Raw genomic sequence first — 24,720 nt, 5'->3', positions numbered from 1 at the left:
GCGATCCTACAAGGACTCGGCCACCTGGTTGGCGCGCACCATGTCGACAAAGAGCGCGTGCACCCGGTGGTCGCCGGTCAGTTCCGGGTGGAACGACGTGGCGAGCGCGTTGCCCTGACGGACCGCGACGATGTGGCCGTCGTGCTCGGCGAGCACCTCGGCCTCGGCACCGACGGACTCGACCCAGGGGGCGCGGATGAACACCCCCTCCACAGGATCGCCCTCGACGCCCTTGACGTCGACCGCCGCCTCGAAGGACTCGTTCTGGCGTCCGAAGGCGTTGCGGCGCACGATCATGTCGATGCCGCCGATGGTCTCCTGGCCCGAGCGCGGGTCGAGGATCTTGTCGGCGAGCATGATCAGGCCCGCGCAGGTGCCGTAGACGGGCATGCCGTCGCGCACGCGCGCGCGGAGGGGCTCCATCACGCCGAACAGGACGGCCAGCTTGGAGATGGTGGTGGACTCGCCGCCGGGGACGACGAGGGCGTCCACCTCGGCGAGTTCCTCCGGGCGCCGCACCGGCCTGGCCACGGCGTCGGCTGCGGCCAGGGCGATCAGGTGCTCCCGCACGTCGCCCTGGAGCGCGAGCACTCCGACGACGGGAGAGGCCACGGGAGCGGTCATCACCAGCCCCGGTTCGCGTAGCGCTCGGCCTCGGGGAGGGTGTCGCAGTTGATGCCGACCATGGCCTCGCCGAGGTTGCGGGAGGCGTCCGCGATGATCTTGGGGTCGTCGTAGAAGGTGGTGGCCTTGACGATGGCGGCGGCGCGCTTGGCCGGGTCGCCGGACTTGAAGATGCCGGAGCCGACGAAGACGCCCTCGGCGCCGAGCTGGCGCATCAGGGCGGCGTCGGCCGGGGTGGCGACGCCGCCGGCGGAGAACAGGACCACCGGGAGCTTGCCGAGCTCGGCGACCTCCTTGACGAGCTCGTAGGGGGCGCGCAGGTCCTTGGCCGCCGCGTACAGCTCGTTGTTGTCGTAGCCGCGCAGGCGGGCGATCTCGTTCTTGATCTGGCGCAGGTGGCGCACGGCCTCGACGACGTTGCCGGTGCCGGCCTCGCCCTTGGAGCGGATCATGGCCGCGCCCTCGGCGATGCGGCGCAGGGCCTCGCCCAGGTTGGTGGCACCACAGACGAAGGGGGTCGTGAAGGCCCACTTGTCGGAGTGGTTGACCTCGTCGGCCGGGGTGAGCACCTCGGACTCGTCGATGTAGTCGACGCCGAGGGACTGCAGCACCTGGGCCTCGACGAAGTGGCCGATGCGGGACTTGGCCATGACCGGGATCGAGACGGCCTCGATGATGCCCTCGATCATGTCCGGGTCGGACATGCGGGCCACGCCGCCGTCCTTGCGGATGTCGGCCGGGACCCGCTCCAGGGCCATGACGGCGACGGCGCCCGCGTCCTCGGCGATCTTCGCCTGCTCCGGCGTGACGACGTCCATGATCACGCCGCCCTTGAGCTGCTCGGCCATGCCGCGCTTCACGCGCGCGGTGCCGGTCTCGGGACCCTGGTTGTCGGAAAGCGTGCTGGACACGGATGACCTCGCTGAAGTGAAAGAGGGTTTCTGCAGCACCGAGGAAACGTGAGGGGAGCAGGCCACAGCAAGGGCCAATGAGGAGGCGGTGGATCGTTTTCCGGCCAGGGCGGGCCGGGTGAGGGCCTGAATGCCGTCAGGACGGGCGGTCGGTGAGCGCCGCCGGAGGCTCGTCGTCCATCTCGAAGGCCATCGGGAACGGCGCGTGGCCGGCCAGCCGGAACCAGCGGACCTTGCGGTGCCTGCGCAGCGCCCTGGCCGCCCGTACGGCGTCGTTGTGGAAGCGCCGGGCCATGGGCACCCTGCGGACCGCCTCGGTCAGTTCCCGGGCGGCCGCCTCTCCCCCGGGCGCCTCGCGGACCGCCTCGACCTGCTGGGACTCGGCGAACACGGCCCGCAGCGCCTGGCTCAGCTCGCTCTCGGCGACCTCGCGCTGTTCCTCCTCGGCCTGGCGGGCGGCGTGGGCCGCCTCGTACAGCACGATCGACGCGGCCGGGTCGAGCACTCCGGAGGTGGCCAGTTCCTGGGTCACCGAGGCACGGCGCAGCAACTGGGCGTCCAGAGCGGCGCGGGACGCATCGATCCGGGCGTGCAGCCGGTCGAGCCGGCCCGCGGTCCAGCTCAGGTAGAGGCCGACCGCGAACAGGGCCACCGCGATCCAGATCAGTGTGGAAGTCACGGCCCGCAGGCTACCCGTGCCCGGCCGGGCCCTCGGACCGGCCCGCTTCCGACCGTGTCGGCGTGATTCGCCCTTGGAGCGCGGCACGCCGTTGGGAAGGGTGGTGCGCGTATGTCCACGACGAGGGGGAGACGATCATGGACAGACGTACGGTGCTGGCGGCGGGAGCCGCCACCCTGGCCACGGCCGGACTCAGCGCCGGGCATCCGGCCCACGCGGGCCCGGGTGACGTCCTGCCGAGGATCCGGCGGGCCCTGGGGCCGACCGCGCGGGAGGCCGGGGTCGAGCGGGGCGACGGCTGGGTACGCGTCCGGTTCACCGTGCCCGACGGTGGTGCCGTGCCCGTCGGCGTGGACGTCCTCGCCGACACAGGTCGGGCGCCCAGGGGTGTGGCGTATCTGCTGCCGGGCAGCGGCATGAACTTCGCCGGCAACTTCTTCACCCCGCGCGAGCGCAACCTCGCGCACCACTTCCGGCGGCGCGGGGATCTCGTCGTCGGGGTCACTCCGCGCGAGGATCCGGCCGCCGCGCAGGACATCACGAGCGCCTGGGGACTGGCCGCCCACCGGCGCGATCTGCGCCGGGTGGTCGGCGCCGTCGACGCCGCCCTCGGCCTGCCGTACCGGCTCGTCGGCCACTCGTCGGGCGCCGGGCTCGCCCTGGACGCCGCGGCGCACGACACCTCGCCCCGGCTGCGGCAGGTGGTCGCCATCGACACCACGGGCCCCTACGAGGGTGAGCTGGCCATGCGGGCCGCACAGGCCCGGGACGCCTTCCAGGCCCAGATCGACGCGGGGGTGTATGCGACGGACCCCGGGTACAAGGCGCTGTTCGCCCGCGCCACCGCCGATCCCGGCGGCCCGAGCGACGTGCCGCGTCCCGTCGACCCCGCCACCCGGTTCACCCACGCCGGACTGGCCCACTTCGCGCTGATCCGCACCGGCACGCTGCCCGGTACCGCGAACTGGATCTACCACCAGGGCCACAGCGCGGGCACGTACACCTTCGGCGCCACGCCCGCCGGGGACCGGTTCACCCTCGCCCACAGCCCGTTCGCCGTCTGGGCCGAGGCCGTGTCGGCCCTGGGCAGCGGGCTGATCCCGACCGCGCTGCGCGACCTCGCGGCCGTCTGGGCCGGCGACGAGGCGACGTACCGCATCGCCTGGAACCGGATCCGGGCCGAGGTGACCTGGGTGAACATGGAGCTGGGCCGCGGGGACCACCCGCGCGGCGCCGAGCTGATCCGCGCGGGAGGCAACCCGAAGGTGTCCTTCCGGGTGGTCGCGGGCCACGGCCACGGCGACCCGGTGTTCAGTACGACGGCGGACCGCGACGTGTGGCCCCTGCTGACGCCCTGAGAGCGTCAAGTGGAGCAGGCCGGTCAGTCGCGTGCCAGCCCCAGCCGTGCCCGCAGCCCCGTCACCCGTTCGTCGTCCGCCGCGGCGACCGCCGCCGCCCCGGCCGTCACCGTCTCGTACACGGACAGGATGTCCGCGCCGACCGTCGACCAGTCGAACCGCCGTACGTGCGCGCTGCCCCGCTCGCGCAGCTCGGCCAGACGCTTTGGGTCCCCGAGCAGGCGTACGGCGGCCTCGGCCAGAGCATCGGCGTCCTCGTTGGCGAACAGCTCGCCCGCCGCGCCCTGGTCCAGGACCTGGGAGAAGGCGTCCAGGTCCGAGGCCAGCACGGGCGCGCCCGCCGACATGGCCTCGACGAGGATGATCCCGAAGCTCTCGCCGCCGGTGTTGGGAGCGACGTACAGGTCGACGCTGCGCAGGAAACGCGCCTTGTCCTCGTCGCTGACCATGCCGAGGAACTCCACCCGGGAGCGGAGTTCGGCCGGCAGGGTCTCCACCGCCTCCTCCTCGTCCCCGCGCCCGGCCACCAGCAGCCGGGTCCCCGGGCGCTCGGCCAGGATCTTCGGCAGGGCCTTCATCAGCACCGGAAGGCCCTTGCGGGGCTCGTCGATGCGGCCCATGAAGCCGAGGGTGTCGCCCTGCCACTCGGGATTGGGCTCGGCCCGGGCGAAGAAGTCGACGTCGACGCCGTTCGGGATGACGACCGCGTCCCCGCCGAGGTGTTCCACCAGCGTGCGCCGGGCGTACTCGCTGACCGCGATCCGCGCGCTGATCTTCTCCAGCGCGGCCTGGAGGATCGAGTACGCGGCGACCATGACCCGGGAGCGCGGGTTGGAGGTGTGGAAGGTGGCGACGATCGGGCCCTGGGCGATCCAGCAGGTGAGCAGGCCGAGGGACGGCGAGGACGGCTCGTGGATGTGTACGACGTCGAACGACCCGTCGTGCAGCCAGCGCCGTACCCGGGCCGCCGACAGGAAGCCGAAGCTCAGCCGGGCCACCGAGCCGTTGTAGGGCACCGGCACCGCGCGGCCGGCCGAGACGACGTAGGGCGGCAACGGGGTGTCGTCGTCGGCCGGGGCGAGGACGGACACCTCGTGGCCGAGCCGGATGAAGTACTCGGCGAGGTCACGGATGTGGAACTGGACGCCGCCCGGCACGTCCCAGGAGTAGGGGCAGACGATGCCGATTCTCACGAGTGCCTCTTGGTGGGGTCCAGGTCCTTGAGCCACAACCGCTGCAACATGTGCCAGTCCTCCGGATGGTCGGCGATCCCCGAGGCGAAGACATCGGCCAGCGCCTGTGCCATGACAGACGTCTTCTCGGCCCGGGTACCTGTCTCGGGCACCTCGATCGGAGGGTGCACTCGTCCCCGCATGACGGGCGAGTCGTCGTACCAGAGGGTCACCGGGAGCAGCAGCGCGCCGGTCTGCTGGGCGAGCAGCGCCGGTCCGGCGGGGATGCGGGTGGCCTCGCCGAAGAACCGCACCTCGACGCCGGAGGAGGACAGGTCGCGCTCGGCGACCAGGCAGACCAGGCCGCCGTCCCGCAGCCGCCGGGCCAGGGTGCCGAAGGCGGTGCCGCCGCTGTGCGGCAGGACCTCCATGCCGAGGCCCTCGCGGTAGGCGACGAAACGGTCGTAGAGCGTCTCGGGCTTGAGGCGCTCGGCGACCGTGGTGAACCGCGTCTCCAGCTTGGTCGTGACCCAGGCGCCGGCGAGGTCCCAGTTGGCCATGTGCGGCAGCGCGAGGACGACGCCCTTGCCCGCGGCGAGGCCGTCGGTGAGGTGGTGCAGATCCTTGGGGTCGAAGCCGGCCCTGATGCGGTCCTCGCTCCAGGCCGGCAGCCGGAAGGACTCCATCCAGTAGCGCAGGTACGACCGCATGCCCGCGCGCGAGAGCTCGGCCAGGCGCTCCGGGCTCGCGTCGGGCACCACGCGCGCGTAGTTGCTCTCCAGCCGCAGCACGCCCTTGCCGCGCCGCTTCCAGGCGAGGTCGGCGATGCTCCGGCCCAGGCGCACGGCGACCGGCTCGGGGAGCTTCTTGACCACGCCCCAGCCGAGGCCGTACAGCGTGTCCGTCAGCCGCTCCTGGGCGCTCACTTCGCGGCCTCGCTCCCCTGGGTCTCCGGCTTCGCGGGAGGCTCGGCGGCCTCCGCCTCGGCGGACTCCCGGCGGACCGTGACGACCCGCTGGATCAGCGTGACCAGGCTGCCGACCGCGACGATCCACAGCGCGACGGGCAGCAGGTACTGGATGCCCGGCACCCCGAAGGTGTGCAGCCCCGCGAGCCCGGCCGCGACCAGGGAGATCACCAGGCGCTCGGCGCGCTCGACCAGGCCGTTGACGGCGACCGGCAGGCCGATCGACTCGCCGCGGGCCTTGGTGTACGACACCACCTGGCCGCTGGCCAGGCAGAAGATCGAGACCGCGCACAGGACGAGGTCGTCGCCCCCACCGGCGTACCAGAGGATGAAGCCGCCGAAGATCGCGCCGTCGGCGACCCGGTCGAGCGTGGAGTCCAGGAAGGCGCCCCAGCGGCTGGAGCGGCCGAGCTGGCGGGCCATGTTTCCGTCGACGAGGTCGGAGAACACGAAGAGCGTGATCACGACCGTGCCCCAGAAGAACTCCCCCATGGGGTAGAAGACCAGCGCGCCCGCGACCACACCGGCGGTGCCGATGAGCGTGACCGTGTCGGGACTGACGCCCCGCCGGATCAGAAACGCGGCGAACGGTGTGAGGACACGCGTGAAGAATGCACGCGCGTACTTGTTCAGCATGGCCTTCCCGAGGGTCGGTGTCGCCGCGCGGCCCCTGCTGGCCGCCGGCTGGCCCATCGTAGCCAGGCCCGCCGGTGCGCGACGGGCGGGCACCCGGCCCTCGTGTCACGTCCTGACGGCATCCGGGTCACGGCCCGATCGCGGCGGCCCGCCGACGCGGGAGCGGTGGGATCGCGTCCGCCGTATGGACGCACCGTGACGGGAGTGGAAAGCTCGAAGAACACCGCGGGCGTCGCCGGAGCCGCCACCGCGGATCCCGCGTGTCCGCGCCCACAGTGACCTCACCGTGCACGGGAGGCAAGGCCATGGGCGACAAGGCGAACGCACACCCCGGAGCCGCCGGCAGGGCTACGGCGGCCGACCACCCCGCGTCCGTACGGAATGTGGTGCTGGTCGGCCACTCCGGATCGGGCAAGACGACATTGGTGGAAGCTCTCGCGCTGACGGCGGGGGCACTCAACAGGGCGGGCCGTGTGGAGGACGGCGGCACCGTCTCCGACTACGACGAGATCGAGCACCGCCAGCAACGCTCGGTGCAGCTCTCCCTAGTACCCGTCGAATGGGACGGATACAAGATCAATCTCCTCGACACCCCCGGATACGCCGACTTCGTCGGAGAACTGAGGGCCGGTCTGCGAGCGGCGGACGCGGCCCTTTTCGTCGTCTCCGCCTCCGACGGCGTGGACGGCTCGACCCGCATGGTGTGGGAGGAGTGCGCGGCCGTCGGCATGCCGAGGGCGATCGTCGTCACGCATCTGGAGTCCGCCCGGGCGGACTTCGAGGAGATGACACGGATCTGCGCGGAGGCCTTCGGCGGCGACGACCCCGACGCCGTACTGCCGCTGTACCTTCCGCTGCACGGCCCGCAGGCCGCGGACGGGCACGCGCCCGTGACCGGGCTGATCGGGCTGCTGTCGCAGCAGTTGTTCGACTACTCGTCGGGTGAGCGCAAGGAGTCCGAGCCGGGCGAGGACCAGCTGCCGCTGATCGAGGAGGCCCGTAACCGGCTGATCGAGGGGATCATCTCGGAGTCCGAGGACGAGACCCTCATGGACCGGTATCTCGGCGGGGAGCCGATCGACCTCAAGACGCTGGTGGAGGACCTGGAGCGGGCCGTGGCGCGCGGGGTCTTCTTCCCGGTCCTGGCCGCCGCCCCGGCGGCCGACGGCGCCCGGCAGGGCATCGGCACGGTCGAGCTGCTGGAGCTGATCACCGGGGGCTTCCCGACGCCGTTCGAGCATCCGACGCCCGCGGTCACCACCATCGACGGCAAGCCGCGCGAGATCAAGTCGTGCGACACCGACGGTCCGCTGGTCGCGGAGGTCGTGAAGACGGCGTCCGACCCCTACGTCGGCCGGATCTCGCTGGTCCGGGTCTTCTCCGGCACCCTGCGCCCCGACGAGACGGTCCATGTCTCGGGGCACGGGCTCGCCGACCGCGGCCACGAGGACCACGACGTCGACGAACGGATCGGCGCCCTGTCCGCGCCGTTCGGCAAGCAGCAGCGGGCGCTGACGCACTGCATCGCGGGAGATCTGGCGTGCGTGGCGAAGCTGAGCCGGGCGGAGACCGGGGACACCCTCTCGGCCAAGGACGACCCGCTGCTCATGGAGCCGTGGGAGATGCCCGACCCGCTGCTGCCGCTCGCCATCCAGGCGCACAGCAAGCCGGACGAGGACAAGCTCTCCCAGGGGCTGTCCCGGCTGGTCGCCGAGGACCCGACCATGCGGCTGGAGCAGAACCAGGACACCCACCAGGTCGTGCTGTGGTGCCTGGGCGAGGCACACGCCGACGTGGCGCTGGAACGGCTGCGCAGCCGCTACGGCGTGCAGGTCGACGTGGTCCCGCACAAGGTCTCCCTGCGGGAGACGTTCGCGGGCAAGTCCTCCGGGCGCGGCCGGCACGTCAAGCAGTCCGGCGGGCACGGGCAGTACGCCATCTGCGAGATCGAGGTGGAGCCGCTGCCGGGCGGCTCGGGCATCGAGTTCGTGGACAAGGTGGTCGGCGGGGCGGTGCCGCGGCAGTTCATCCCGTCGGTCGAGAAGGGCGTGCGGGCCCAGGCGTCCAAGGGGGTCGCGACGGGCAACCGGCTGATCGACGTCCGGGTCACGCTGCTGGACGGCAAGGCGCACTCCGTCGACTCCTCCGACGCCGCGTTCCAGACGGCCGGGGCGCTGGCGCTGCGGGAGGCGGCGGCCGAGGCGAGGATCCATCTGCTGGAACCGGTGGCCGAGGTGTCCGTGCTGGTCGGCGACGACTACGTGGGCGCCGTGATGAGCGACCTGTCCGGGCGGCGCGGCCGGGTGCTCGGCACGGAACAGACCAGCGGCGGAAGGACGTTGGTGCGCGCCGAGGTGCCGGAGATCGAGATCGGCCGGTACGCCGTCGACCTGCGGTCCCTGTCGCACGGCACGGCCCGTTTCAGCCGTTCCTACGCGCGGCACGAGCCGATGCCGCCGCAGATCGCCGAGAGGATCCGCGAAGAGGCGGGCGCGGCCTCGTAGTTGGGGCCGGGCGCGGCCTCGTGGCGGGGGCGGCGCGGGCTCGTCGTTGGGGCCGGGCTCGGCTCAAGTGGCCTGTCGCGGAACGCTCCCCTCCATGCCGGCGGACGGTTTGCACCGTCCGCCGACGCATGTCAGTGCCTGGGGATACGCTGATGACCTGATCAACAGGTGTGCGAAGCACGGAAGTCGGGAAGGCCGCAGGAGGCGACACCTGCGGCGATCGGGGGCGGGAATGACCGTTGACAGCGGCTACGCGGACATCTTCGGTCCGCAGGTGCCGCGCACCGGCGACACGGACCAGACGGCGACGTTCGCGCTGGCCTCGGCGGCCTACCGGGACAACCCGGTGGAGAAGATCCTCGAGGCCAACAGCGAGTGGCACGAGTCGAGCGTGAAGGCAGGCCGGAAGTGGGCGCGGATCTTCCGCCCCAACCTCGGCGAGGCCTTCTCCGCGGCCGTGGTCGCCCGCATGCTCGGAGCCGGCCGCAAGCCGCTCATCCAGTCCTTCGGCGCCGAGCCGCAGGTCGTGGTCGAGCACTGCCTCGCGGCGAACCGCATCCGCCGGGACCGCGACAACCTCCTGACCATCGTCATGGTGCTGTGCGGCCTGCTGTTCCTGCCCGGCCTCCTCATCTGGCTCCTGGTCTTCCAGATCCGCACGACCATGGCCAGGCAGGAGGGCAGGGCCGGCGCCATGGCCACCGCGCTGCTCGTCGGGGTGGGCGCGCTGGCGGTGCTCTTCCTCGTCAAGATGCCGTTCACGGGCTTCTGGGCCTGGTATGCGCGCGCGGCGGTCGTGCTGCCGGTGGTCGGCTGGTTCTGGGCCAAGCAGATCTGCGAGCGGACGGCCAACGACCTGCGGGGGCGCTGGAGCAGTCTGCTGGCCGGCAGCAGCATCGGGGCGAAGGTGCCCGAGGCGGTGCCGCGCAGCCCCGGCGAGACCGCGGCCGAGTCGCTGCGCCAGTCCCTGGCCAGGCTCAGCGCGGAGCAGGCGTCCAACTCCGTGTTCTACGCCGGGCCCAAGGGCATACTCGGCATGGGCACCCGCTGGGGCAGCTGGCAGCTCGCCGAGGACCTGGTCTCCGCCGATCCCGCCCGCGAGATCCATCCCTTCCGCAGCTGGGACGTCATCAGGTCCATCCACGACCAGTTGCGCATGCTGGAGCGGAACACGCTGAACACCGGCGGCTTCCCGAAGGCGTCCATACGGCACTGGGTCGTCACACCGGTCGCGGAGAACGCCAAGGCGGTGTCCCGGCCCGCGGGCACCGACGTGGACGCGTACCAGGTCAAGACGCACGCCATCCAGGACATCTGCAACAAGCAGCAGTTCGGCGCGGGCGACCGGCACTACCTGGGCGTGCAGTGGACGCTGTGGGACGGGCAGCTGGTGATCACGATGATGATCACGGTGACCGTGCTGCACGAGACGCTGCGCATCGAGGTGACCGGGCACGCCCTGGGGCCGGTGCACGGACTGTTCACCTCGGGGCCGGACGCCAAGGAGAAGGAGGTCTCCAAGTCCCTCAAGTTCTGGGAGACCCGGAAGGTCAAGCTGCCGCTGGTCGACGCGGACGAGGTGGTCCGCCTCGCGGCCCGGGCGCCGCTGACCTGGTATCCCCCGCTGCTCAACTGGCTGGGCGGCTCCCTCGCCCTGCCCGAGCCCTTCGGGCTGCGGCACGCCTGGGCCGACAAGCCGTGGCGGCACCGCTTCATGGCCGACGACGCGCTGCGCGCGGCCACGCCGGTCCTGCGTGTGGTGCACTCGGCGGCTATCAAGGTCCTCGCGGAGAACGGCGTGAACACCGAGAAGTTCGGCAACCGCTCGTCGTTCCTGAGCACGGCGGTGCAGGACGCCTCACCGCGCAAGGCCGACGTCTACGACGCGTAGGGGTGTAGGTGTGGGGGCTGCCGCGCCCCCACACCTGCCGAGACCGTCAGAGCGCGGGCCACGCCTCCGCCAGCATCTTGCGGGTGTCCGCCAGCAGCTGGGGCAGGACCCGCGTGTGGCCGACGACCGGCATGAAGTTGGTGTCGCCGCCCCAGCGGGGGACGATGTGCTGGTGGAGGTGGGCGGCGATGCCGGCGCCCGCCACGGAGCCCTGGTTCATGCCGATGTTGAAGCCGTGGGCGCCGGAGGCGGTGCGCAGGGCGGTCATGGCCTGCTTGGTGAGCGCCGCGAGTTCCACCGTCTCCGCGTCGGTGAGGTCGGTGTAGTCGGCGACATGACGGTAGGGGACGACCATGAGGTGGCCGCCGTTGTACGGGTACAGGTTGAGCACGGCGTAGACCTGCTCACCGCGCCGGACGACCAGCCCGTCCTCGTCGGACTTGGCCGGGATCGAGCAGAAGGGGCAGCCGTCGTCGGCACCCGGGCCGGTCGGCTTGTTCTCGCCCTGGATGTAGGCCATCCGATGGGGCGTCCACAGACGCTGGAACGCGTCCTGGGTCCCCACTCCCCACTGCTGCTCCGGCTCACTCGTCATGCAGTGCAGCATATGGCTTCGTTCCGGGGGTACGGAAAAGGCCCCCGGATCTCCCCGGGGGCCCGTCCACCGTCCGGTCAGACCTGTGCCCGCTCCGCCACGACCTTCACGATCTTCGCGATGGCCTCGTCGAAGGGGATGCCGTTCTCCTGGGAGCCGTCGCGGTAGCGGAAGGACACCGAGCCGTTCGACATGTCCTCGTCGCCCGCGATGATCATGAAGGGCACCTTCTGCTTCTGGGCGTTGCGGATCTTCTTCTGCATACGGTCGGAGGAGGAGTCGACCTCGACCCGCAGACCCTGCTTCTTCGCCGCGGCGGCGAACTTCTCCAGGTACTCCACGTGCGCGTCCCCGATCGGGATGCCGACCGCCTGCACCGGGGCCAGCCACGCCGGGAAGGCGCCCGCGTAGTGCTCCAGGAGCACCGCGAAGAACCGCTCGATGGAGCCGAACAGCGCGCGGTGGATCATGACCGGGCGCTGCTTGGAGCCGTCGGGCGAGGTGTACTCCAGCTCGAAGCGCTCGGGCAGGTTGAAGTCGAGCTGGATGGTCGACATCTGCCAGGTGCGGCCGATGGCGTCCTTGGTCTGGACGGAGATCTTCGGGCCGTAGAAGGCGGCGCCGCCCGGGTCCGGGACCAGGGGCAGGCCCTGCTTCTCGGCGACCTGGCGCAGCGTCTCGGTCGCCTCCTCCCAGACCTCGTCGGAGCCGACGAACTTCTCCGGGTCCTTGGTGGACAGCTCCAGGTAGAAGTCCTCCAGGCCGTAGTCCCGCAGCAGGCCGAGCACGAAGGTGAGCGTCTTGTCGAGCTCCTCCGCCATCTGCTCGCGCGTGCAGTAGATGTGCGCGTCGTCCTGGGTGAAGCCGCGGGCGCGGGTCAGGCCGTGCACGACGCCCGACTTCTCGTACCGGTACACGGTCCCGAACTCGAAGAGGCGCAGCGGAAGTTCGCGGTAGGAGCGGCCGCGCGCGTCGAAGATCAGGTTGTGCATCGGGCAGTTCATGGGCTTGAGGTAGTAGTCCACGCCCTCGTCGAGCTGCATGGGCGGGTACATGCCGTCGGCGTACCAGTCCAGGTGGCCCGAGGTCTCGAAGAGCTTCCCCTTCGTCGCGTGCGGGGTGTAGACGAACTCGTAGCCCTCCTCCTCGTGGCGGCGGCGCGAGTAGTCCTCCATGACCCGGCGGACGATGCCGCCCTTGGGGTGGAAGACGGCGAGGCCGGAGCCGATCTGCTCGGGGATGGAGAACAGGTCGAGCTCGCTGCCCAGCTTGCGGTGGTCGCGCTTCTCGGCCTCGGCCAGGAAGTCCAGGTGCGCCTTGAGCTCGTCCTTGGTGGGCCAGGCGGTGCCGTAGATGCGCTGGAGCATGGGGTTCTTCTCGCTGCCGCGCCAGTAGGCGGCCGCGTTGCGCATCAGCTTGAACGCCGGGATGTTCCGGGTGGTGGGCAGGTGAGGACCGCGGCAGAGGTCCTTCCAGCACAGCTCGCCGGTCTTGGCGTCGAGGTTGTCGTAGATCGTCAGCTCGCCGGCGCCGACCTCGACGTCCGCGCCGTCGTCGCTGGAGGCGGAGCCCTTGAGGCCGATCAGCTCCAGCTTGTACGGCTCGGCGGCCAGCTCCTCGCGGGCGGCCTCGTCGGTGACCACGCGGCGGGAGAAGCGCTGGCCGCGCTTCTGGATCTCCTGCATCTTCTTCTCGATGGCCTTGAGATCCTCGGGCGTGAACGGCTTCTGGACGTCGAAGTCGTAGTAGAAGCCGTCCTTGACCGGCGGGCCGATGCCCAGCTTGGCCTCGGGGAACAGCTCCTGCACGGCCTGGGCCATGACGTGCGCGGCGGAGTGGCGCAGGATGTTCAGGCCGTCCTCGGAGGAGATCTCCACCCCCTCGACCTCGTCGCCCTCGGCCACGGCGTACGACAGGTCCCTGAGCTCGCCGGCCACCCGCGCGGCGATGATCGAGCGCTCGCCGGCGAAGAGTTCGGCGGCCGTGGTGCCCGTCGTCACCGTGCGCTCTTCCCGCTCGGAATCGCGTTGGATGATCACACGGACGTCTGACACCGGTCTCTCCTGACTGAAGGTGGATGCGGCGCCATACCGTGAGCGCACGCAAGAGGCGATCGTACCGACCCCGGACCACCCTCCGCGAAATCAGTCCCCTGCGCAGGCCTCCTCGAAGAAGGCCGTGATCTCGGACGTCTCCTGGAGCGACTTCATCAGCCGGTCCCGCTCCGCCTCGTCCACCTGCACCGGTACGACCTCGCAGGCGTCCACCAGCCGCCGGAAGCCGCCCCGGCTCTCCAGCCGGCCCTGCACCCGCACCGGCATGCCGACCAGGTGGGCGTGCCCGGCGATGCGGTACGTCTCCTCGTCCAGCGTCAGTCGTACGTGCGGGATCTCGGCGCCCGCGATCACGCGCAGCCGTACCGTCCCCTCCCCGCGCGGCCCCGACCTGCGCATCCGGACCACGGTGCCGGTGATCCGGACCGGCACGGAGGGCTCCTCGCGCAGATAGCGGGCCCCGGCCTCGCGCAGCACGGGCAGGTCGCCGGGCGAGAACTCGACGGCCTCGGCGCGGGCCGCGCACCCCTCGGGCACACCGGCCGCCGGCGCCCACTCGACGGCGATGCGCGCGCCCTCGGTGCCCCGGACCAGGGCGATCAGCGCCTCGGTGAGCTCGCGGCTGACGCCCGCCTCGACGGCGCCGTCGAAGGCGTCCATGCCGCCGGTGGCCCGCTGGTAGTCGATGGCCTCGCGGGCGGCGTACAGGGCCTGGTGCAGGCGTACGGCGAGCGGGCGGCCGGTGCTGACGGGCACGAACGCGGTGAGGTGGCGGCCGCCGGCCGCGGAGCCCACCAGGACGTCCTCCAGGGACGCGGCGGCGGTGCGCCGGTAGCGGGCGCCGTAGTAACCGGCACGCGCGCGTGTGGCGAGCGCTCCGGCGAGCAGCATCTGCCGTGCGGCGGTGCGCAGCTGTTCCTCGACGGTCCAGGAGGCGGCGCCGGCCGGTCCGGTCGGGGCGTCACGCCACCAGCGGACCTCGTCGCTGGGCACGGCGAGCGAGACGAGCACCTCGCGCGCGGAGGGCGTGCCGCTGCGGGACAGGGCGAGCAGCGCCTCGCCGAGCAGGTCCTCGCTGTCGGGGAAGGCCAGGCTCTCGGGCACCAGCAGGCTCGTCCCGCCGCCGCCCGGTCCGGGCGGGGTCCAGCGGCCGTAGCGTCCGGCGGCTCCGCCGCGCCGCTGCCAGCCGTGGCGCCGCAGCAGGGCGCCGAGGACGGCGGGGTCGACCTGGTCGGGGTCGGGGGGACGGTGCCAGGCGGCGCCGTCGGGGTGCGGCCTGACGGGCCGTAGTGGCTCGTCCAGTGGTCGGTGGGTCATGGTCTGCCTCCCGTCCCGACCCGCGTCATGATCTCGCAGAGCGCCCGGTCGTCGAAGATGCGCGAGGTCGGCACCCGCACGGTGGTGCGGGTGCGGCCGGTGATGGGGTGACCGGCGAGGTTGACCCAGTAGCAGCAGTGCCTCAGGTCGAGCCGGTCGTGGCCGGCGCGCAGCCAGTCGTCCCGGGACCGGGGGACGAGCATCACGACCAGGATCTTGTGCACCGAGACCGGGGTGCGGGCGAGTTTGCGCAGGTGGTCGTTGTCGAGCGTGAAGGAGAAGGTGCGGCCGGGCGGGTTCGGCGCGATCTGGTAGGTGCACTTCAACTGCACCTTGATGGTCACCTCGTCGTCGACGGTGTGCCCGGGTGAGCCGTGGCTGACGTGCCAGTCGATGCCGTTGTCCGGAAAGGGCTGCGACAGCGAGCAGCCGGCCGCCGCGGCGACCGCGTGCAAGTAGCCCACCTGCATGGTCTCCATGCAGGCGGTGGTGGCGAGTGTGCCGCGATGGGGGCCCGCGCGTTCGGGCAGCAGCCCGCCCCGCTCGGGCTGCGCTATCGCCATGACCAACAGCCTTCCCAGCAAAGTGAAATGCCCACACCGGGGCCACATGATTCCCGCGCCGGGCCGCTGAACTGCAAAGACCCGTACTCCTGTTGTGTCCTTCCGGCGTACGGCGCAAACAGCCCGGGTATCACCAAACAGGCAGAAGACGGTGCGTCAGCTGCCGTGGGTGAACGAGGGGTTGTGTAGGTATGACGTGCTGGTACGAAGGGCCCCTGGCCGCTTTCGACACAGAGACCACGGGCGTCGACGTCGAGACCGATCGGATCGTGTCGGCCGCCGTCGTCGTCCAGGACGCTCCGGGCTTCCGGCCGCGGGTGACCCGATGGCTGGTGAATCCGGGCGTGCCGGTGCCCGCCGCGGCGACGGAGGTGCACGGGCTGACGGACGACCATCTTCAGCGCAACGGCCGCTGGCCGGCGCCGGTGATGCACGAGATAGCGGAGGCGCTCGCCGAGCAGGCCGCCGCGGGACGGCCGCTGGTCGTGATGAACGCGCCGTTCGATCTGACACTGCTGGACCGCGAGTTGCGTCGCCACCGCGCCTCGTCCCTGGACCGCTGGTTCGAGGCGAGTCCGCTCCAGGTGCTCGACCCGCGGGTCCTGGACAAGCATCTGGACCGCTACCGCAAGGGCCGTCGCACCCTCACCGACCTGTGCGCGCACTACGAGGTCGACCTGGAGGCCGCGCACGACGCCGGCGCGGACGCGCTGGCCTCGCTGAACCTCGTCCGTGCGGTGGGGCGGCGCTTCGCGGCCCGGCTGGAGCGGCTGAGTCCGGCCGAACTGCACGCCCTGCAGGCCGTGTGGCACGCGGCGCAGGCCCGTGGCCTCCAGGCGTGGTTCGCGCGCAGCGGCACCTTCGAGGCGGTGGACCCGGCGTGGCCGCTGCGCCCGGAGCTGCCCGCCGCCGCGGCATGAGGAAGGCCGGTCCGCGTGTGGCGGACCGGCCTTTTCCCGGTGGGCGATACTGGGTTCGAACCAGTGACCTCTTCGGTGTGAACGAAGCGCTCTCCCACTGAGCTAATCGCCCGGGAACGCACTGAACAATACAGGTCCCCGCGGGTTTCCTTCAAACCGCTTCCAGGTGACCGACCAGACCGCGCCGCCCGGCCCGCATCATCAGCCAGTGGTTGGCACGGAAGACCGGCCGCCCCGGTACGGCGAACCGCCTGAGCAACGGCTTGTTCACGGTCACCACCTGCTCGTAGCGGGCGAGGCTGCCGGCGCCGGTCGCCGTGATCGTCCAGCGGGCCCAGCCCTCGATGTCCCCGGACATCGCGATCTCCAGCACACCCGCCGCCGGGTCGCGCCGCACCTCGCGCGCGGTGAAGGTCATGTCGTACGGCAGGAGGGAACGGATCCGGATCGCCCCGCTCGCGTCGTCGATCCGGTTGACCTCGCGCACCTGGCGCCACCAGCGCGGATAGTCCTCGGCGCGTTCCAGGGCGTCGTAGACGACGGAGGGGGGCGCGGGCAGGGTCCACCGGCTGCGGAAGCGGTAGCGGGTCCAGTCCATGAGCAGAGTGTGGCATCGGATCTGAGTACGGTCTGAGTACACGCACTCATGCCGTGTGACGTGACCGGGGCCACACTCCACTGCATGACGCACATCCCGCCGCCGACCGAGGAGCTACGGCTCCTCGACTCCGAGCTGTGGCAACTGGACGCCCGCCGGGCCCAGTTGCTGGCCCGCCGCGCCTGGCTGGTCGCGGCCCTGCACCAGGCCCAGTCGGCCCCGGTGGCCCCTGCGGCGCCCGTGGCACCGTCGGCGTCCTTCTCGCCACCCCGCCCCGAGGCCTCCGCGCCGCGCGTCCAGAACGTCCTGCTGCTGCTCGGCGGGGTGCTGCTGACCATCGCGGCGATGGTGTTCACGCTGGTCAGTTGGGGTGACCTGGGGATCACGGCGCGCTCGGCGGTGCTGGGCGCGGTCACCCTGGCCACGCTCGCCGCGCCGGTGCCGCTGCTGAAGCGGGGCCTGCGGTCGACGGCCGAGTCGCTGGCCGGGCTGGGACTGGCGCTCACAGTGCTCGACGCCTACGCACTCCACGAGGTCGCCCTCGCGGACACGGACGGCACGGCGTACACGGCGGTCGCCTCGGCGGTCCTCGCGGGCGTATGGCTCGGGTACGGCCTCCTGCCGGGCACGACCGCCCTACGGCTCCCCCTCCCCGCCGCCCTCGTCTCGGCCCAATTCCCGCTGCTGCTCTGTGCACTGGCCGCCGATGCCGGGGCCCACGGCATCACGGCCGCGCTCCTGGTGACGGCCGCGCTGGACACGGTGGTGGCACTCCGGATGCCGTCCGGGTCGGTACGTGTCGTCGCCGTCGTCGGCGCCTACGGCACGGGCTCCTGGGGCGCACTGGCCGCCGGTTGGCTGTCCTGGACAGCCACCGGCCCGAGCGCCGCCGCCCGTGCGGCGGCGCTCCTCCTCCTCGGTACGACGATCGCGGTGGGCGCGGCCTGGGCGGGCGGCCGTACCACCGCGCGGACCGCCGATGACCAGGACACCGGCCGGGGGCAGGCCGTCGGTCTCGCCGTGGCCGCCGGGCTGCTCGCGGTCACCGCCCTCGGCGGTACGGCGCGTACCGTCCTGCCCGACACCTGGACCGTACCGGCCCACCTGGCGTGCGGGATCGCCCTGTTGGCGGTGGTCCGGGCCGGCCGGTTGCCGGACGCCCTGCGGCGCGGCGCGCTCTGGGCCTCGGGTGCCGTACAGGCGCTGGCGGTGCTGTGGACGCTGCCCGTCGTCAGCGTGGCCGTGCTGGGCGCGTCCGCCTGGGCGGAGCGGGCGTGGACCGGCGCACCGGCGGACACGCGGGCCGCGGTGACACCGGAGCTGCCCTGGCCACCGGACGCGACGGCGGTACCCGTGGTCCTGGCCGCCGTGGCGGCCGTGCTCGCCCTGGCGGTGCGTGACACGGCCTGGCGCCCCAGGGCACTGGTCGGCGCGCTGTGCCTGTCCTGGGCCACGGTCATGACCCTGCCCGCGGTACTGGAACTCCCCTACACGGTCGGCCTGTCGGTCTACGGAGTGACGACAGCCGGCGCTCTGGTGGTGGCGACGCTCGTCTCCCCGACCACCGACCCGGCCTCGGAGTCCACCCCGTCGGAGACACCGCAGGCCGCGCACATCCGGCTCACGGCCGCCCAGCTCGCCCTGGTGACCTCGTTCAGCCTGGCCCTGCTCTCCCTCGCCTCGCAGACCGCGACCCTGACCGTGCTCTCCCTGCTGACGGCACTGTTCGCGGCGGCCGCGACGCGTACCCGGCTCGCGCCCCTCACGGCTCCGGCCGCACTGGCTCACGCCACCGCCCTGGCCTGCGCGACCGGCGCCGCCGCGGGCTGGACAGCGGCTTCCACCGCCCTGCTCGTGCTGGTGGTCCCGGCGGTCGCCGCCCTGCTCGCACCGCGGCTCGACGGCCCCCGCACCACCGTGCCGGTCGAGGCGATGGGCGCCGCCGCCGGGCTGCTCGCGATCGGCCTGGCCGTCACCGACCCGCCCCTGCTCGCCCTGGTGCTGGCCCTGTGCGGAGTGATCACCGCGGGCACGGCGGTACGACCCGACCGCCGTCCCCTCGGCTACGCGGCCACCGCCCTCTTCGTCCTGGCCACCTGGGTACGCCTGGCGTCCTGGGACATCGCCACCCCGGAGGCGTACACGCTCCCGGTCACCGTCCCGGCGCTGCTCGTCGGCGCTCTTCGCCGCCGCCGGGATCCGCGGGCGTCCTCCTGGATCGCGTACGGCCCCGGCCTCGCCGCGACCCTCGTGCCGAGCCTCCTCGCGGCCTGGGGCGACCCGGGCTGGACACGCCCCCTGCTCCTGGGCGCGGCGGCCCTGGCGGTCACCCTCCTGGGCGCCCGGCACCACCTCCAGGCCCCGCTCCTGCTCGGCGGCTCGGTGCTCGCGCTGGTCGCGCTGCACGAACTCGCCCCGTACATCGCCCAGGTGGCCGGTACCCTCCCTCGTTGGGTACCGCCCGCCCTGGCCGGCCTCCTGCTGCTCGCCCTCGGAGCGACGTACGAGCAGCGCATCAGGGACGTGCGCCGAGTACGGGACGTCCTGACGAGGATGAACTGAACCGCCCCTGTAAGGGGCGCGGGGAACTGCGCGACCAGCCACAACGCACCCGCAGTTCCCCACGAACCCCTTACGGCATCTTGTCGCCCAGCAACGCCAGATTCTCAATCGCGGCAAGGCCGTACAACGCGGTGTCGTTCGTAGCCACCCACGCCGCCTCGCTCCCCGGCACCAACGCCATCGGACCGCTCACCTTCTCCGTCTTCCAGGGCGCCGACTCCTTGTAGCCGTCGGAGTTGTAGAACTTGTCCCACGCCCGCTTGGCGAGCTTCTCGTCCCCGGTCTGCACGGCCGCGTAGGCGTCCAGGCGCGAGTGCCCCTGGAAGAGCAGCAGGCTCCCGAAGTTGGACCCGTACCGTGCCGCCTGCTCGGCCTTGGTGGCGTTGAAGTAGCGGCAGTAGTCGTAGTACGCCTCGTTGAACTTCGGCATGTCGACGAGGTCGATGAGTTCGGCGCACAGTTCGTTGAGGCCGAAGACGGCCGACAGGTGCGAGACCCCGACCACCGGCTTGTCGGCGATGGCGAACCGGCCCGTGTCCAGGTCGTACAGACCGGTGCCCTGCACGAACCCGTTGGGCTGGGCGGCGATCGTCTCCATCGTCGACAGCACGCGCGCCTTGGCCTTCTCCCACTTCGGCCCCTTGCGCTCCCACTCCGTCAGCCAGGCCGACACCAGACCGCTCCAGTCCGTGCCGAAGCCGATCGACAGCGCGTGCCGGTCGGGCGTGTACGGCTCGGTGCGGATCTTGCGGATCGGGTCGAGGACGAGGAACGTCTCGTCGGAGTCGACGTTGGCGTGCATGAGGTCGCCGACCCGCTCGTCGGCGGTGAGGAAGTAGTAGTAGCGGCGGTACGTCGTGTTGGCGATGCGCTGCTGCTTGGCGCTGTCGGCGTAGTGCTGCACCCCGTGCCGGGTGCCGAGCCCGGCCCACTTGCCCAGGTGGTAGACGTCGACCTCACCGGTGTGCCGGGTCATCGCCTCGGCGAACCGGAAGATGTCCGAGCGGCCCGAGCGCAGGTACGCGAACCAGAGCCACAGGTCCGGCGAGAGCTCGGAGTTGTCCCAGGCGTAGCCGCCGATGTCGTAGCGCCACTGGTGCCGCACCGTGTCGTAGGTGTGCATGATGTCGCCGTAGTCCCAGAAGCCGTACCAACGGCGCTGCTCCACCTGGTCCTTGTAGTAGGTGAAGAGGAAGTCGAGGTGGTCCTCGATCTTCGCCTTGGCCGGGGTCGAGCGGTCGGGCTCGGAGTACAGGCCGGGCCCGAAGACCCCCGCCTTGATGAGCTGCTTGGGCGGGGCGGCGAGCTGCGGCAGCACCCGTACGGCCTCGACCTGCCGGGCCAGGGTCTCCGGGGACGGCGTCGACTCGTTGGCCCAGAACAGCAGCTCCGAGGTGCGGGCGATGCCGTAGGGCGTGCCGAACTCGGGCTCGTAGTCCTCGTAGGTGATGTTGAGGCCTTCGAGCTGTTCGGCGAAGGTGTCCTGGCCCATGCCGTCGTGGTAGAAGCGCAGGTCCATGGGCTGCGCCTCGGGCGACCAGAGCCAGAGGGTGACCTCGGCCTCGTCGGTCTGGGCGTCGCGGATGTCGAGCTGGGCCGGGAACTTCTCCCAGAAGTCCCTGAGGCCGAAGGAGAATCCGCCGCTCACGCCACCGACGTAGCCGAAGCCGGAGGCCCGCTTGCCGCCGCCGGCGCCGATCCAGCCGTGGCCCTTCTTGGTGCGCTTGCGCAGGCCGAAGCCGTCGGCGGAGAGCTGGGAGAGGGTGTAGTCGCCCCACTCGGGGATGTACTGCAGGCGGGTGGTGACCCGCTGGTCCCAGGTGGCGGGGTCGGGCAGCTTCTGGCCCGCGTACTGGGCCGCCTGGACGGCCGCGCCCGGGTCGCGGCGCAGTCCGGTGATGCCCTTGACGGCCTCGCGCAGCAGACCGGTGCCGTCGCCGCCGATGCGGATGTGGCGGTCGTAGGACTGGTCCCGCATCGGCACGGTGAAGCGGACGCCGAGGCCGCGGATGAAGTCGCCGCTGGCCTTGCCCGGTTCCTGGGTGCCGTCGAAGGTGATGGTGTGCACCATGCGGAAGGAGTCGGCGCCCGCGTAGAAGTAGAGGCGGATCGAGAACGGCAGCCAACTGCGGCTGCCCTTGCGGTGCTTGCCGTCGATGCGGACCACCGCGCGGACCGGGCCGTCCTGTTCGACCTCGACCTTGGAGATGGCACCCTCGAAGCGCTCGGTCTTGACCGCGCCCTGGTCCTCGTCCTCGATCTCGGGCTGCCGGATCAGCACGAGCCGCCCGTTCTTGGCGATCTCGGTGGAGCCCCGGGTGACCGACTTCACGAGGGTCGCGCCCGACTTGGCGATCTTCGTGGTGATGACCCCGGTGGAGACCGTGATCGTGCCACCGCCCTGGTCGACGGTGACCTTCTTCTCCGGTACGGCGGCCTCGCCGGCGGTGAGGGTGAGCTTGCCGTTGCCCGAACTCACCGCGTGGGCGGTCCACTTGAGGGAGCCGTCCGGCCAGTAGGCGAGGGGCCAGGACTGCGCGGGCACGGACTTTCCGTCCACGTCCGTCACCGCGAACTTCTGGTCCTCCTGGTAGGCGCCCTTCGGCCAGGGCACACCCACGGTGGAGCCGGGCGCGGCACCCAGGCCGCCGTCCTCCAGCCAGTCGAGGGTCACGGGGTCGGTATCGGCGTCGGCGGCTCTCGGCGCGGCCTGCGCGTCCTTGGCCCCTAGCGCCCAGCTGAACTGCGCGGCGGCTCCGGCGACGGCGGCCGCCTTGAGGATGGACCTGCGAGGGATGGGAGACATGGGAGTCCAGCCTTTCCTTCCGTGCGGGGATGCAGGGGGGTGATCAGGGGCATGGGGTGGTCAGGGGCATGACAGAGGGAGGTACGGTGCCGGGGCGCCGACCTGTTGCGGAGGCACCGCCCGTCAGCGGTGCCGGTACCGCTCCTCCACGGCGACGGCCGCCGCCGCGACGGCTCCCAGGACGGGAACCGCCAGCGGCGCGACGAACATGGCGGACAGGGCCACGACGGCCAGCCCGCAGACGACCAGGAAGGTTCCGGCGGGATCGAGCACGGTCCGCCGCCCGGCGTCCGCGAGCAGCGCCCGCCAGGACGCGCCCGGCGTCCAGACGGCGGCCGCCCGCAGACAGGCCACGGTGAGCCCGATCAGCGCGAGGATGCCGACGGCCCCGACGAACGGCCCGCCGGGGATCCCGGCCCGCGCGGCCAGGACGTCCACCCAGACCGCCACGGCCGCCACCCAGCCGAGGAGCCCGACGACCCACCCGCCGCACAGGGCGGCCCGGAAGTCCGTGACGAACTCCCGCAGGCCACCGCCCTCGTGGGTGGTACGACGCCGCAGGTGCCGGGCGCCGGCGGCGAAGGCGGCCGGAAAGGTCACCACGCCCAGGCAGGCGACGGCGATCCAGACACCGGTGAGCAGGGACTCGGCGAAGACGGCGAACCGCTCGCCGAAGACGAGCCCCCGGCGCGGGGAGCGGGCTTTCACACGCGCTTGGGCCATGGTGACCGCCTCACTTCAGTCCGGACGTCGCCATGCCGTCGATGAGGTAGCGCTGGAAGGCCATGAAGAAGGCGATGACCGGCACCAGCGCCACCAGCGACATCGCGATCATGCTGCCGTAGTTGGAGATGCCCTCCTGGTCGCGGAACATCATCAGGCCGAGCGAGACGGTGTACTTCTCGGGGGTGTTGAGGTAGATCAACGGCCCCATGAAGTCGTTCCACGCGTTGATGAAGGTGAAGATGGCGCTGGTGATGATGGCGGGGCGGCTCAGCGGCAGCACGATGGACCAGTAGGTCCTCAGGTGCCCGCAGCCGTCGAGCTTGGCCGCCTCGTCCAGCTCGCGCGGCAGCCCGCGCATGAACTGCACCATCAGGAAGACGAAGAAGGCTTCCGTCGCCAGGAACTTGCCCGCGACCAGCGGCACCAGGGTGTCGGTGAGTTCGAGGTTGCGGAAGAGCACGTACTGCGGGATGAGCAGCACGTGGTACGGCAGCAGCAGCGTGCCGATCATCAGTGTGAAGAGCAGGTTCCGCCCGGCGAACCGGATCTTGGCGAAGGCGTACGCGGTCAGCGAGCTGGACACCACGACACCGACCACGGCGAGGACCGCGTACATCAGCGAGTTCCAGAAGAAGCTGCTGATGGGGATGCCGGAGATGCCGTCGGCGAGCCCGGAGAAGTTCGCCCAGACCGGCTCGGTGGGCAGCAGGTCGATACTGGCGATGATGTCCTTGCTCGGCTTGAACGAGGCACCGACCACCCAGATCACCGGGTACAGGACCACCGCGAGGACGGCGAGCGCGCCCACGTGCCAGACGATCGATCCGGTGCGCTTGCGCTCGTTCGTGGTCCGCACGACGGGTGTGGTGGCAGTGGTCACTTGGCGGCCTCCTCGTAGTGCACCCACTTCTTCTGCGACCAGAACAGGACCGCCGTGACCAGCGCCACCGCGAGCACCAGCGTCCAGGCCATCGCGGAGGCGAAGCCCATCTGCGCCTCCTTGAAGCCCTTCTGGTAGAGGTAACAGGTGTAGACGAGCGTGGCGTCGGCCGGCCCGCAGCGGGTGTCGGAGACGACGTACGCGGAGCCGAACACCTGGAACGCGTGGATGGACTCCAGCAGGACGTTGAAGAACAGCACCGGCGAGATCATCGGCAGCGTGATGTTCCAGAACCGCCGCAGCGGTCCTGCCCCGTCCACCTCGGCGGCCTCGTACAGCTCCTGCGGGACCTGCTTGAGACCGGCCAGGAAGATGACCATCGGCGCGCCGAACTGCCAGATGCTCAGCGCCACCAGGGAGTAGAGGACGTAGTCCGGGTTGCCGATCCAGCCGCCCACGTCGACGCCGAAGATCTTCTGAGATCGGTCCACGATCGCATCGTCGGAGAACAGCGCCCGCCACACGAAGCCGACGGAGACGCTGGCGCCGATCAGCGAGGGCATGTAGAACGCGGCCCGGTACACGCCCTGCCCGCGCCGCTTCTGTGCGAGCAGCAGCGCGACACCGAGCGCGAGCAGCAGCTTCAGCGGGGTGGCCACGACGACGTACTTGAGTGTGACCTCCACCGACTTCTGCCAGCGCGGGTCCTGGAACATCGTCGTGAAGTTGTCGAACCCCACCCACTCGGGCGGTGTGAACAGGTTGTAGCGGGTGAACGCGTAGTACAGCGACGCGATCATCGGTCCCGCCGTGAGCAGCAGGAATCCCGCGATCCACGGCGACATGAACAGATAGCCGACGATGTTCTCGCGGCGCCGCCCGCGCCGCCCGGCGACAGGAGCGGCGGGCCGCTTCTTCGCCGGGCGCACGGGCGCTTCCTTGACGAGCGTCATGGTG

20 protein-coding genes and 1 tRNA gene are annotated in these 24,720 nt (G+C 71.4%); 5 read left to right on the top strand and 16 right to left on the bottom strand.

Features of this window, described 5'->3' with window-relative positions; all coding sequences use genetic code 11:
- Positions 1–6 precede the first annotated feature (6 nt).
- The 3 genes from pdxT to K4B79_RS28275 form a co-directional block, all read right to left on the bottom strand.
- On the bottom strand, positions 7–624 hold the full coding sequence (pdxT, locus tag K4B79_RS28285) for a pyridoxal 5'-phosphate synthase glutaminase subunit PdxT (protein ID WP_232029751.1): 618 nt from the start codon (positions 622–624) through the stop codon (positions 7–9).
- Positions 624–1,535: a pyridoxal 5'-phosphate synthase lyase subunit PdxS gene (pdxS, locus tag K4B79_RS28280; RefSeq protein ID WP_306502736.1), complete on the bottom strand. Its 912-nt coding sequence runs from the start codon at positions 1,533–1,535 to the stop codon at positions 624–626. The genes pdxT and pdxS overlap by 1 nt, the downstream gene beginning before the upstream one ends.
- Positions 1,536–1,671: 136 nt before the next feature.
- Positions 1,672–2,214, bottom strand: coding sequence for a hypothetical protein (locus K4B79_RS28275; protein WP_232029750.1), 543 nt, complete (start codon positions 2,212–2,214; stop codon positions 1,672–1,674).
- Positions 2,215–2,351: 137 nt separating this feature from the next.
- On the opposite strand from K4B79_RS28275, the gene K4B79_RS28270 reads away from it, so the two are divergent.
- Positions 2,352–3,572, top strand: a complete 1,221-nt coding sequence (locus tag K4B79_RS28270) for a hypothetical protein (RefSeq protein WP_232029749.1) — start codon at positions 2,352–2,354, stop codon at positions 3,570–3,572.
- A gap of 23 nt (positions 3,573–3,595) precedes the next feature.
- Here the strand turns inward: K4B79_RS28270 and K4B79_RS28265 are convergent, their stop codons facing one another.
- Genes K4B79_RS28265 through pgsA form a run of 3 tightly spaced genes read right to left on the bottom strand, consistent with a single transcriptional unit; the run spans position 3,596 to position 6,404 of the window.
- Positions 3,596–4,765, bottom strand: a complete 1,170-nt coding sequence (locus tag K4B79_RS28265; RefSeq protein ID WP_232029748.1) for a glycosyltransferase family 4 protein — start codon at positions 4,763–4,765, stop codon at positions 3,596–3,598.
- Complete coding sequence (locus tag K4B79_RS28260; RefSeq protein ID WP_232029747.1) at positions 4,762–5,670, bottom strand: phosphatidylinositol mannoside acyltransferase; 909 nt, start codon at positions 5,668–5,670, stop codon at positions 4,762–4,764. Before K4B79_RS28260 ends, K4B79_RS28265 begins: the two co-directional genes overlap by 4 nt.
- Complete coding sequence (pgsA, locus tag K4B79_RS28255) at positions 5,667–6,404, bottom strand: phosphatidylinositol phosphate synthase (protein ID WP_232029746.1); 738 nt, start codon at positions 6,402–6,404, stop codon at positions 5,667–5,669. The genes K4B79_RS28260 and pgsA overlap by 4 nt, the downstream gene beginning before the upstream one ends.
- A 248-nt stretch (positions 6,405–6,652) precedes the next feature.
- Between pgsA and K4B79_RS28250 the strand changes: the two genes are divergently transcribed.
- Positions 6,653–8,851, top strand: coding sequence for an elongation factor G-like protein EF-G2 (locus K4B79_RS28250; protein WP_232029745.1), 2,199 nt, complete (start codon positions 6,653–6,655; stop codon positions 8,849–8,851).
- A 232-nt stretch (positions 8,852–9,083) separates the two neighbouring features.
- Entirely contained in the window at positions 9,084–10,742 is a 1,659-nt protein-coding gene (locus K4B79_RS28245) for a hypothetical protein (protein WP_232029744.1), read from the top strand.
- Between the two features lie 46 nt (positions 10,743–10,788).
- Here K4B79_RS28245 and K4B79_RS28240 read toward each other — a convergent pair whose 3' ends face one another.
- The 4 genes from K4B79_RS28240 to K4B79_RS28225 all read right to left on the bottom strand — a co-directional run bounded on the left by K4B79_RS28240 (position 10,789) and on the right by K4B79_RS28225 (position 15,271).
- Positions 10,789–11,349, bottom strand: a complete 561-nt coding sequence (locus tag K4B79_RS28240) for an HIT family protein (RefSeq protein ID WP_232029743.1) — start codon at positions 11,347–11,349, stop codon at positions 10,789–10,791.
- A 65-nt stretch (positions 11,350–11,414) separates the two neighbouring features.
- The gene (gene thrS / locus K4B79_RS28235) at positions 11,415–13,391 is read right to left on the bottom strand and encodes a threonine--tRNA ligase (protein WP_232029742.1); all 1,977 of its coding nucleotides are present in this window, start codon (positions 13,389–13,391) and stop codon (positions 11,415–11,417) included.
- 90 nt (positions 13,392–13,481) lie between these two features.
- A complete protein-coding gene (locus K4B79_RS28230; protein WP_232029741.1) occupies positions 13,482–14,708 on the bottom strand; it encodes a hypothetical protein in 1,227 nt (408 codons plus the stop codon).
- The gene (locus K4B79_RS28225) at positions 14,705–15,271 is read right to left on the bottom strand and encodes a DUF4365 domain-containing protein (RefSeq protein ID WP_232029740.1); all 567 of its coding nucleotides are present in this window, start codon (positions 15,269–15,271) and stop codon (positions 14,705–14,707) included. Before K4B79_RS28225 ends, K4B79_RS28230 begins: the two co-directional genes overlap by 4 nt.
- A gap of 191 nt (positions 15,272–15,462) precedes the next feature.
- Here K4B79_RS28225 and K4B79_RS28220 point away from each other — a divergent pair, with 191 nt between their 5' ends.
- Positions 15,463–16,191 carry a 3'-5' exonuclease gene (locus K4B79_RS28220; protein ID WP_232029739.1) on the top strand — a complete coding sequence of 243 codons (729 nt, stop codon included), beginning with the start codon at positions 15,463–15,465 and terminating at the stop codon, positions 16,189–16,191.
- 40 nt (positions 16,192–16,231) lie between these two features.
- Here K4B79_RS28220 and K4B79_RS28215 read toward each other — a convergent pair.
- Together K4B79_RS28215 and K4B79_RS28210 are read right to left on the bottom strand one after the other, a co-directional pair.
- A tRNA-Val gene (locus tag K4B79_RS28215) sits at positions 16,232–16,303 on the bottom strand.
- A 39-nt stretch (positions 16,304–16,342) separates the two neighbouring features.
- Positions 16,343–16,789: an SRPBCC family protein gene (locus tag K4B79_RS28210; RefSeq protein WP_232029738.1), complete on the bottom strand. Its 447-nt coding sequence runs from the start codon at positions 16,787–16,789 to the stop codon at positions 16,343–16,345.
- Positions 16,790–16,873: 84 nt separating this feature from the next.
- On the opposite strand from K4B79_RS28210, the gene K4B79_RS28205 reads away from it, so the two are divergent.
- The gene (locus K4B79_RS28205) at positions 16,874–19,351 is read left to right on the top strand and encodes an SCO7613 C-terminal domain-containing membrane protein (RefSeq protein ID WP_232029737.1); all 2,478 of its coding nucleotides are present in this window, start codon (positions 16,874–16,876) and stop codon (positions 19,349–19,351) included.
- 70 nt (positions 19,352–19,421) lie between these two features.
- On the opposite strand, the gene K4B79_RS28200 is transcribed toward K4B79_RS28205, so the two are convergent.
- The 4 genes from K4B79_RS28200 to K4B79_RS28185 all read right to left on the bottom strand — a co-directional run bounded on the left by K4B79_RS28200 (position 19,422) and on the right by K4B79_RS28185 (position 24,716).
- Complete coding sequence (locus tag K4B79_RS28200) at positions 19,422–22,157, bottom strand: exo-rhamnogalacturonan lyase family protein (RefSeq protein ID WP_232029736.1); 2,736 nt, start codon at positions 22,155–22,157, stop codon at positions 19,422–19,424.
- Positions 22,158–22,280: 123 nt separating this feature from the next.
- The gene (locus K4B79_RS28195) at positions 22,281–22,880 is read right to left on the bottom strand and encodes a hypothetical protein (RefSeq protein WP_232029735.1); all 600 of its coding nucleotides are present in this window, start codon (positions 22,878–22,880) and stop codon (positions 22,281–22,283) included.
- Positions 22,881–22,890: 10 nt separating this feature from the next.
- Complete coding sequence (locus tag K4B79_RS28190) at positions 22,891–23,763, bottom strand: carbohydrate ABC transporter permease (RefSeq protein WP_232029734.1); 873 nt, start codon at positions 23,761–23,763, stop codon at positions 22,891–22,893.
- Positions 23,760–24,716: a carbohydrate ABC transporter permease gene (locus K4B79_RS28185; protein ID WP_232029733.1), complete on the bottom strand. Its 957-nt coding sequence runs from the start codon at positions 24,714–24,716 to the stop codon at positions 23,760–23,762. Before K4B79_RS28185 ends, K4B79_RS28190 begins: the two co-directional genes overlap by 4 nt.
- Positions 24,717–24,720: the final 4 nt, after the last annotated feature.

Source organism: Streptomyces lincolnensis (assembly GCF_021173675.1).
Taxonomy (GTDB): domain Bacteria; phylum Actinomycetota; class Actinomycetes; order Streptomycetales; family Streptomycetaceae; genus Streptomyces; species Streptomyces lincolnensis_B.
Note: the sequence above shows the minus strand (reverse complement) of the source record. Positions and strands in the feature narration are given on the sequence as shown.

Bases quoted from the DNA above. Each gene is read 5' to 3' on its own strand.
- K4B79_RS28240 (WP_232029743.1), bottom strand. From the start codon at position 11,349: ATGCTGCACTGCATGACGAGTGAGCCGGAGCAGCAGTGGGGAGTGGGG.
- K4B79_RS28195 (WP_232029735.1), bottom strand. From the start codon at position 22,880: ATGGCCCAAGCGCGTGTGAAAGCCCGCTCCCCGCGCCGGGGGCTCGTC.
- K4B79_RS28210 (WP_232029738.1), bottom strand. From the start codon at position 16,789: ATGGACTGGACCCGCTACCGCTTCCGCAGCCGGTGGACCCTGCCCGCG.
- K4B79_RS28270 (WP_232029749.1), top strand. From the start codon at position 2,352: ATGGACAGACGTACGGTGCTGGCGGCGGGAGCCGCCACCCTGGCCACG.
- K4B79_RS28225 (WP_232029740.1), bottom strand. From the start codon at position 15,271: ATGGCGATAGCGCAGCCCGAGCGGGGCGGGCTGCTGCCCGAACGCGCG.
- K4B79_RS28230 (WP_232029741.1), bottom strand. From the start codon at position 14,708: ATGACCCACCGACCACTGGACGAGCCACTACGGCCCGTCAGGCCGCAC.
- pdxT (WP_232029751.1), bottom strand. From the start codon at position 624: ATGACCGCTCCCGTGGCCTCTCCCGTCGTCGGAGTGCTCGCGCTCCAG.
- K4B79_RS28245 (WP_232029744.1), top strand. From the start codon at position 9,084: ATGACCGTTGACAGCGGCTACGCGGACATCTTCGGTCCGCAGGTGCCG.
- K4B79_RS28220 (WP_232029739.1), top strand. From the start codon at position 15,463: ATGACGTGCTGGTACGAAGGGCCCCTGGCCGCTTTCGACACAGAGACC.
- pgsA (WP_232029746.1), bottom strand. From the start codon at position 6,404: ATGGGCCAGCCGGCGGCCAGCAGGGGCCGCGCGGCGACACCGACCCTC.
- K4B79_RS28250 (WP_232029745.1), top strand. From the start codon at position 6,653: ATGGGCGACAAGGCGAACGCACACCCCGGAGCCGCCGGCAGGGCTACG.
- K4B79_RS28185 (WP_232029733.1), bottom strand. From the start codon at position 24,716: ATGACGCTCGTCAAGGAAGCGCCCGTGCGCCCGGCGAAGAAGCGGCCC.
- K4B79_RS28205 (WP_232029737.1), top strand. From the start codon at position 16,874: ATGACGCACATCCCGCCGCCGACCGAGGAGCTACGGCTCCTCGACTCC.
- K4B79_RS28200 (WP_232029736.1), bottom strand. From the start codon at position 22,157: ATGTCTCCCATCCCTCGCAGGTCCATCCTCAAGGCGGCCGCCGTCGCC.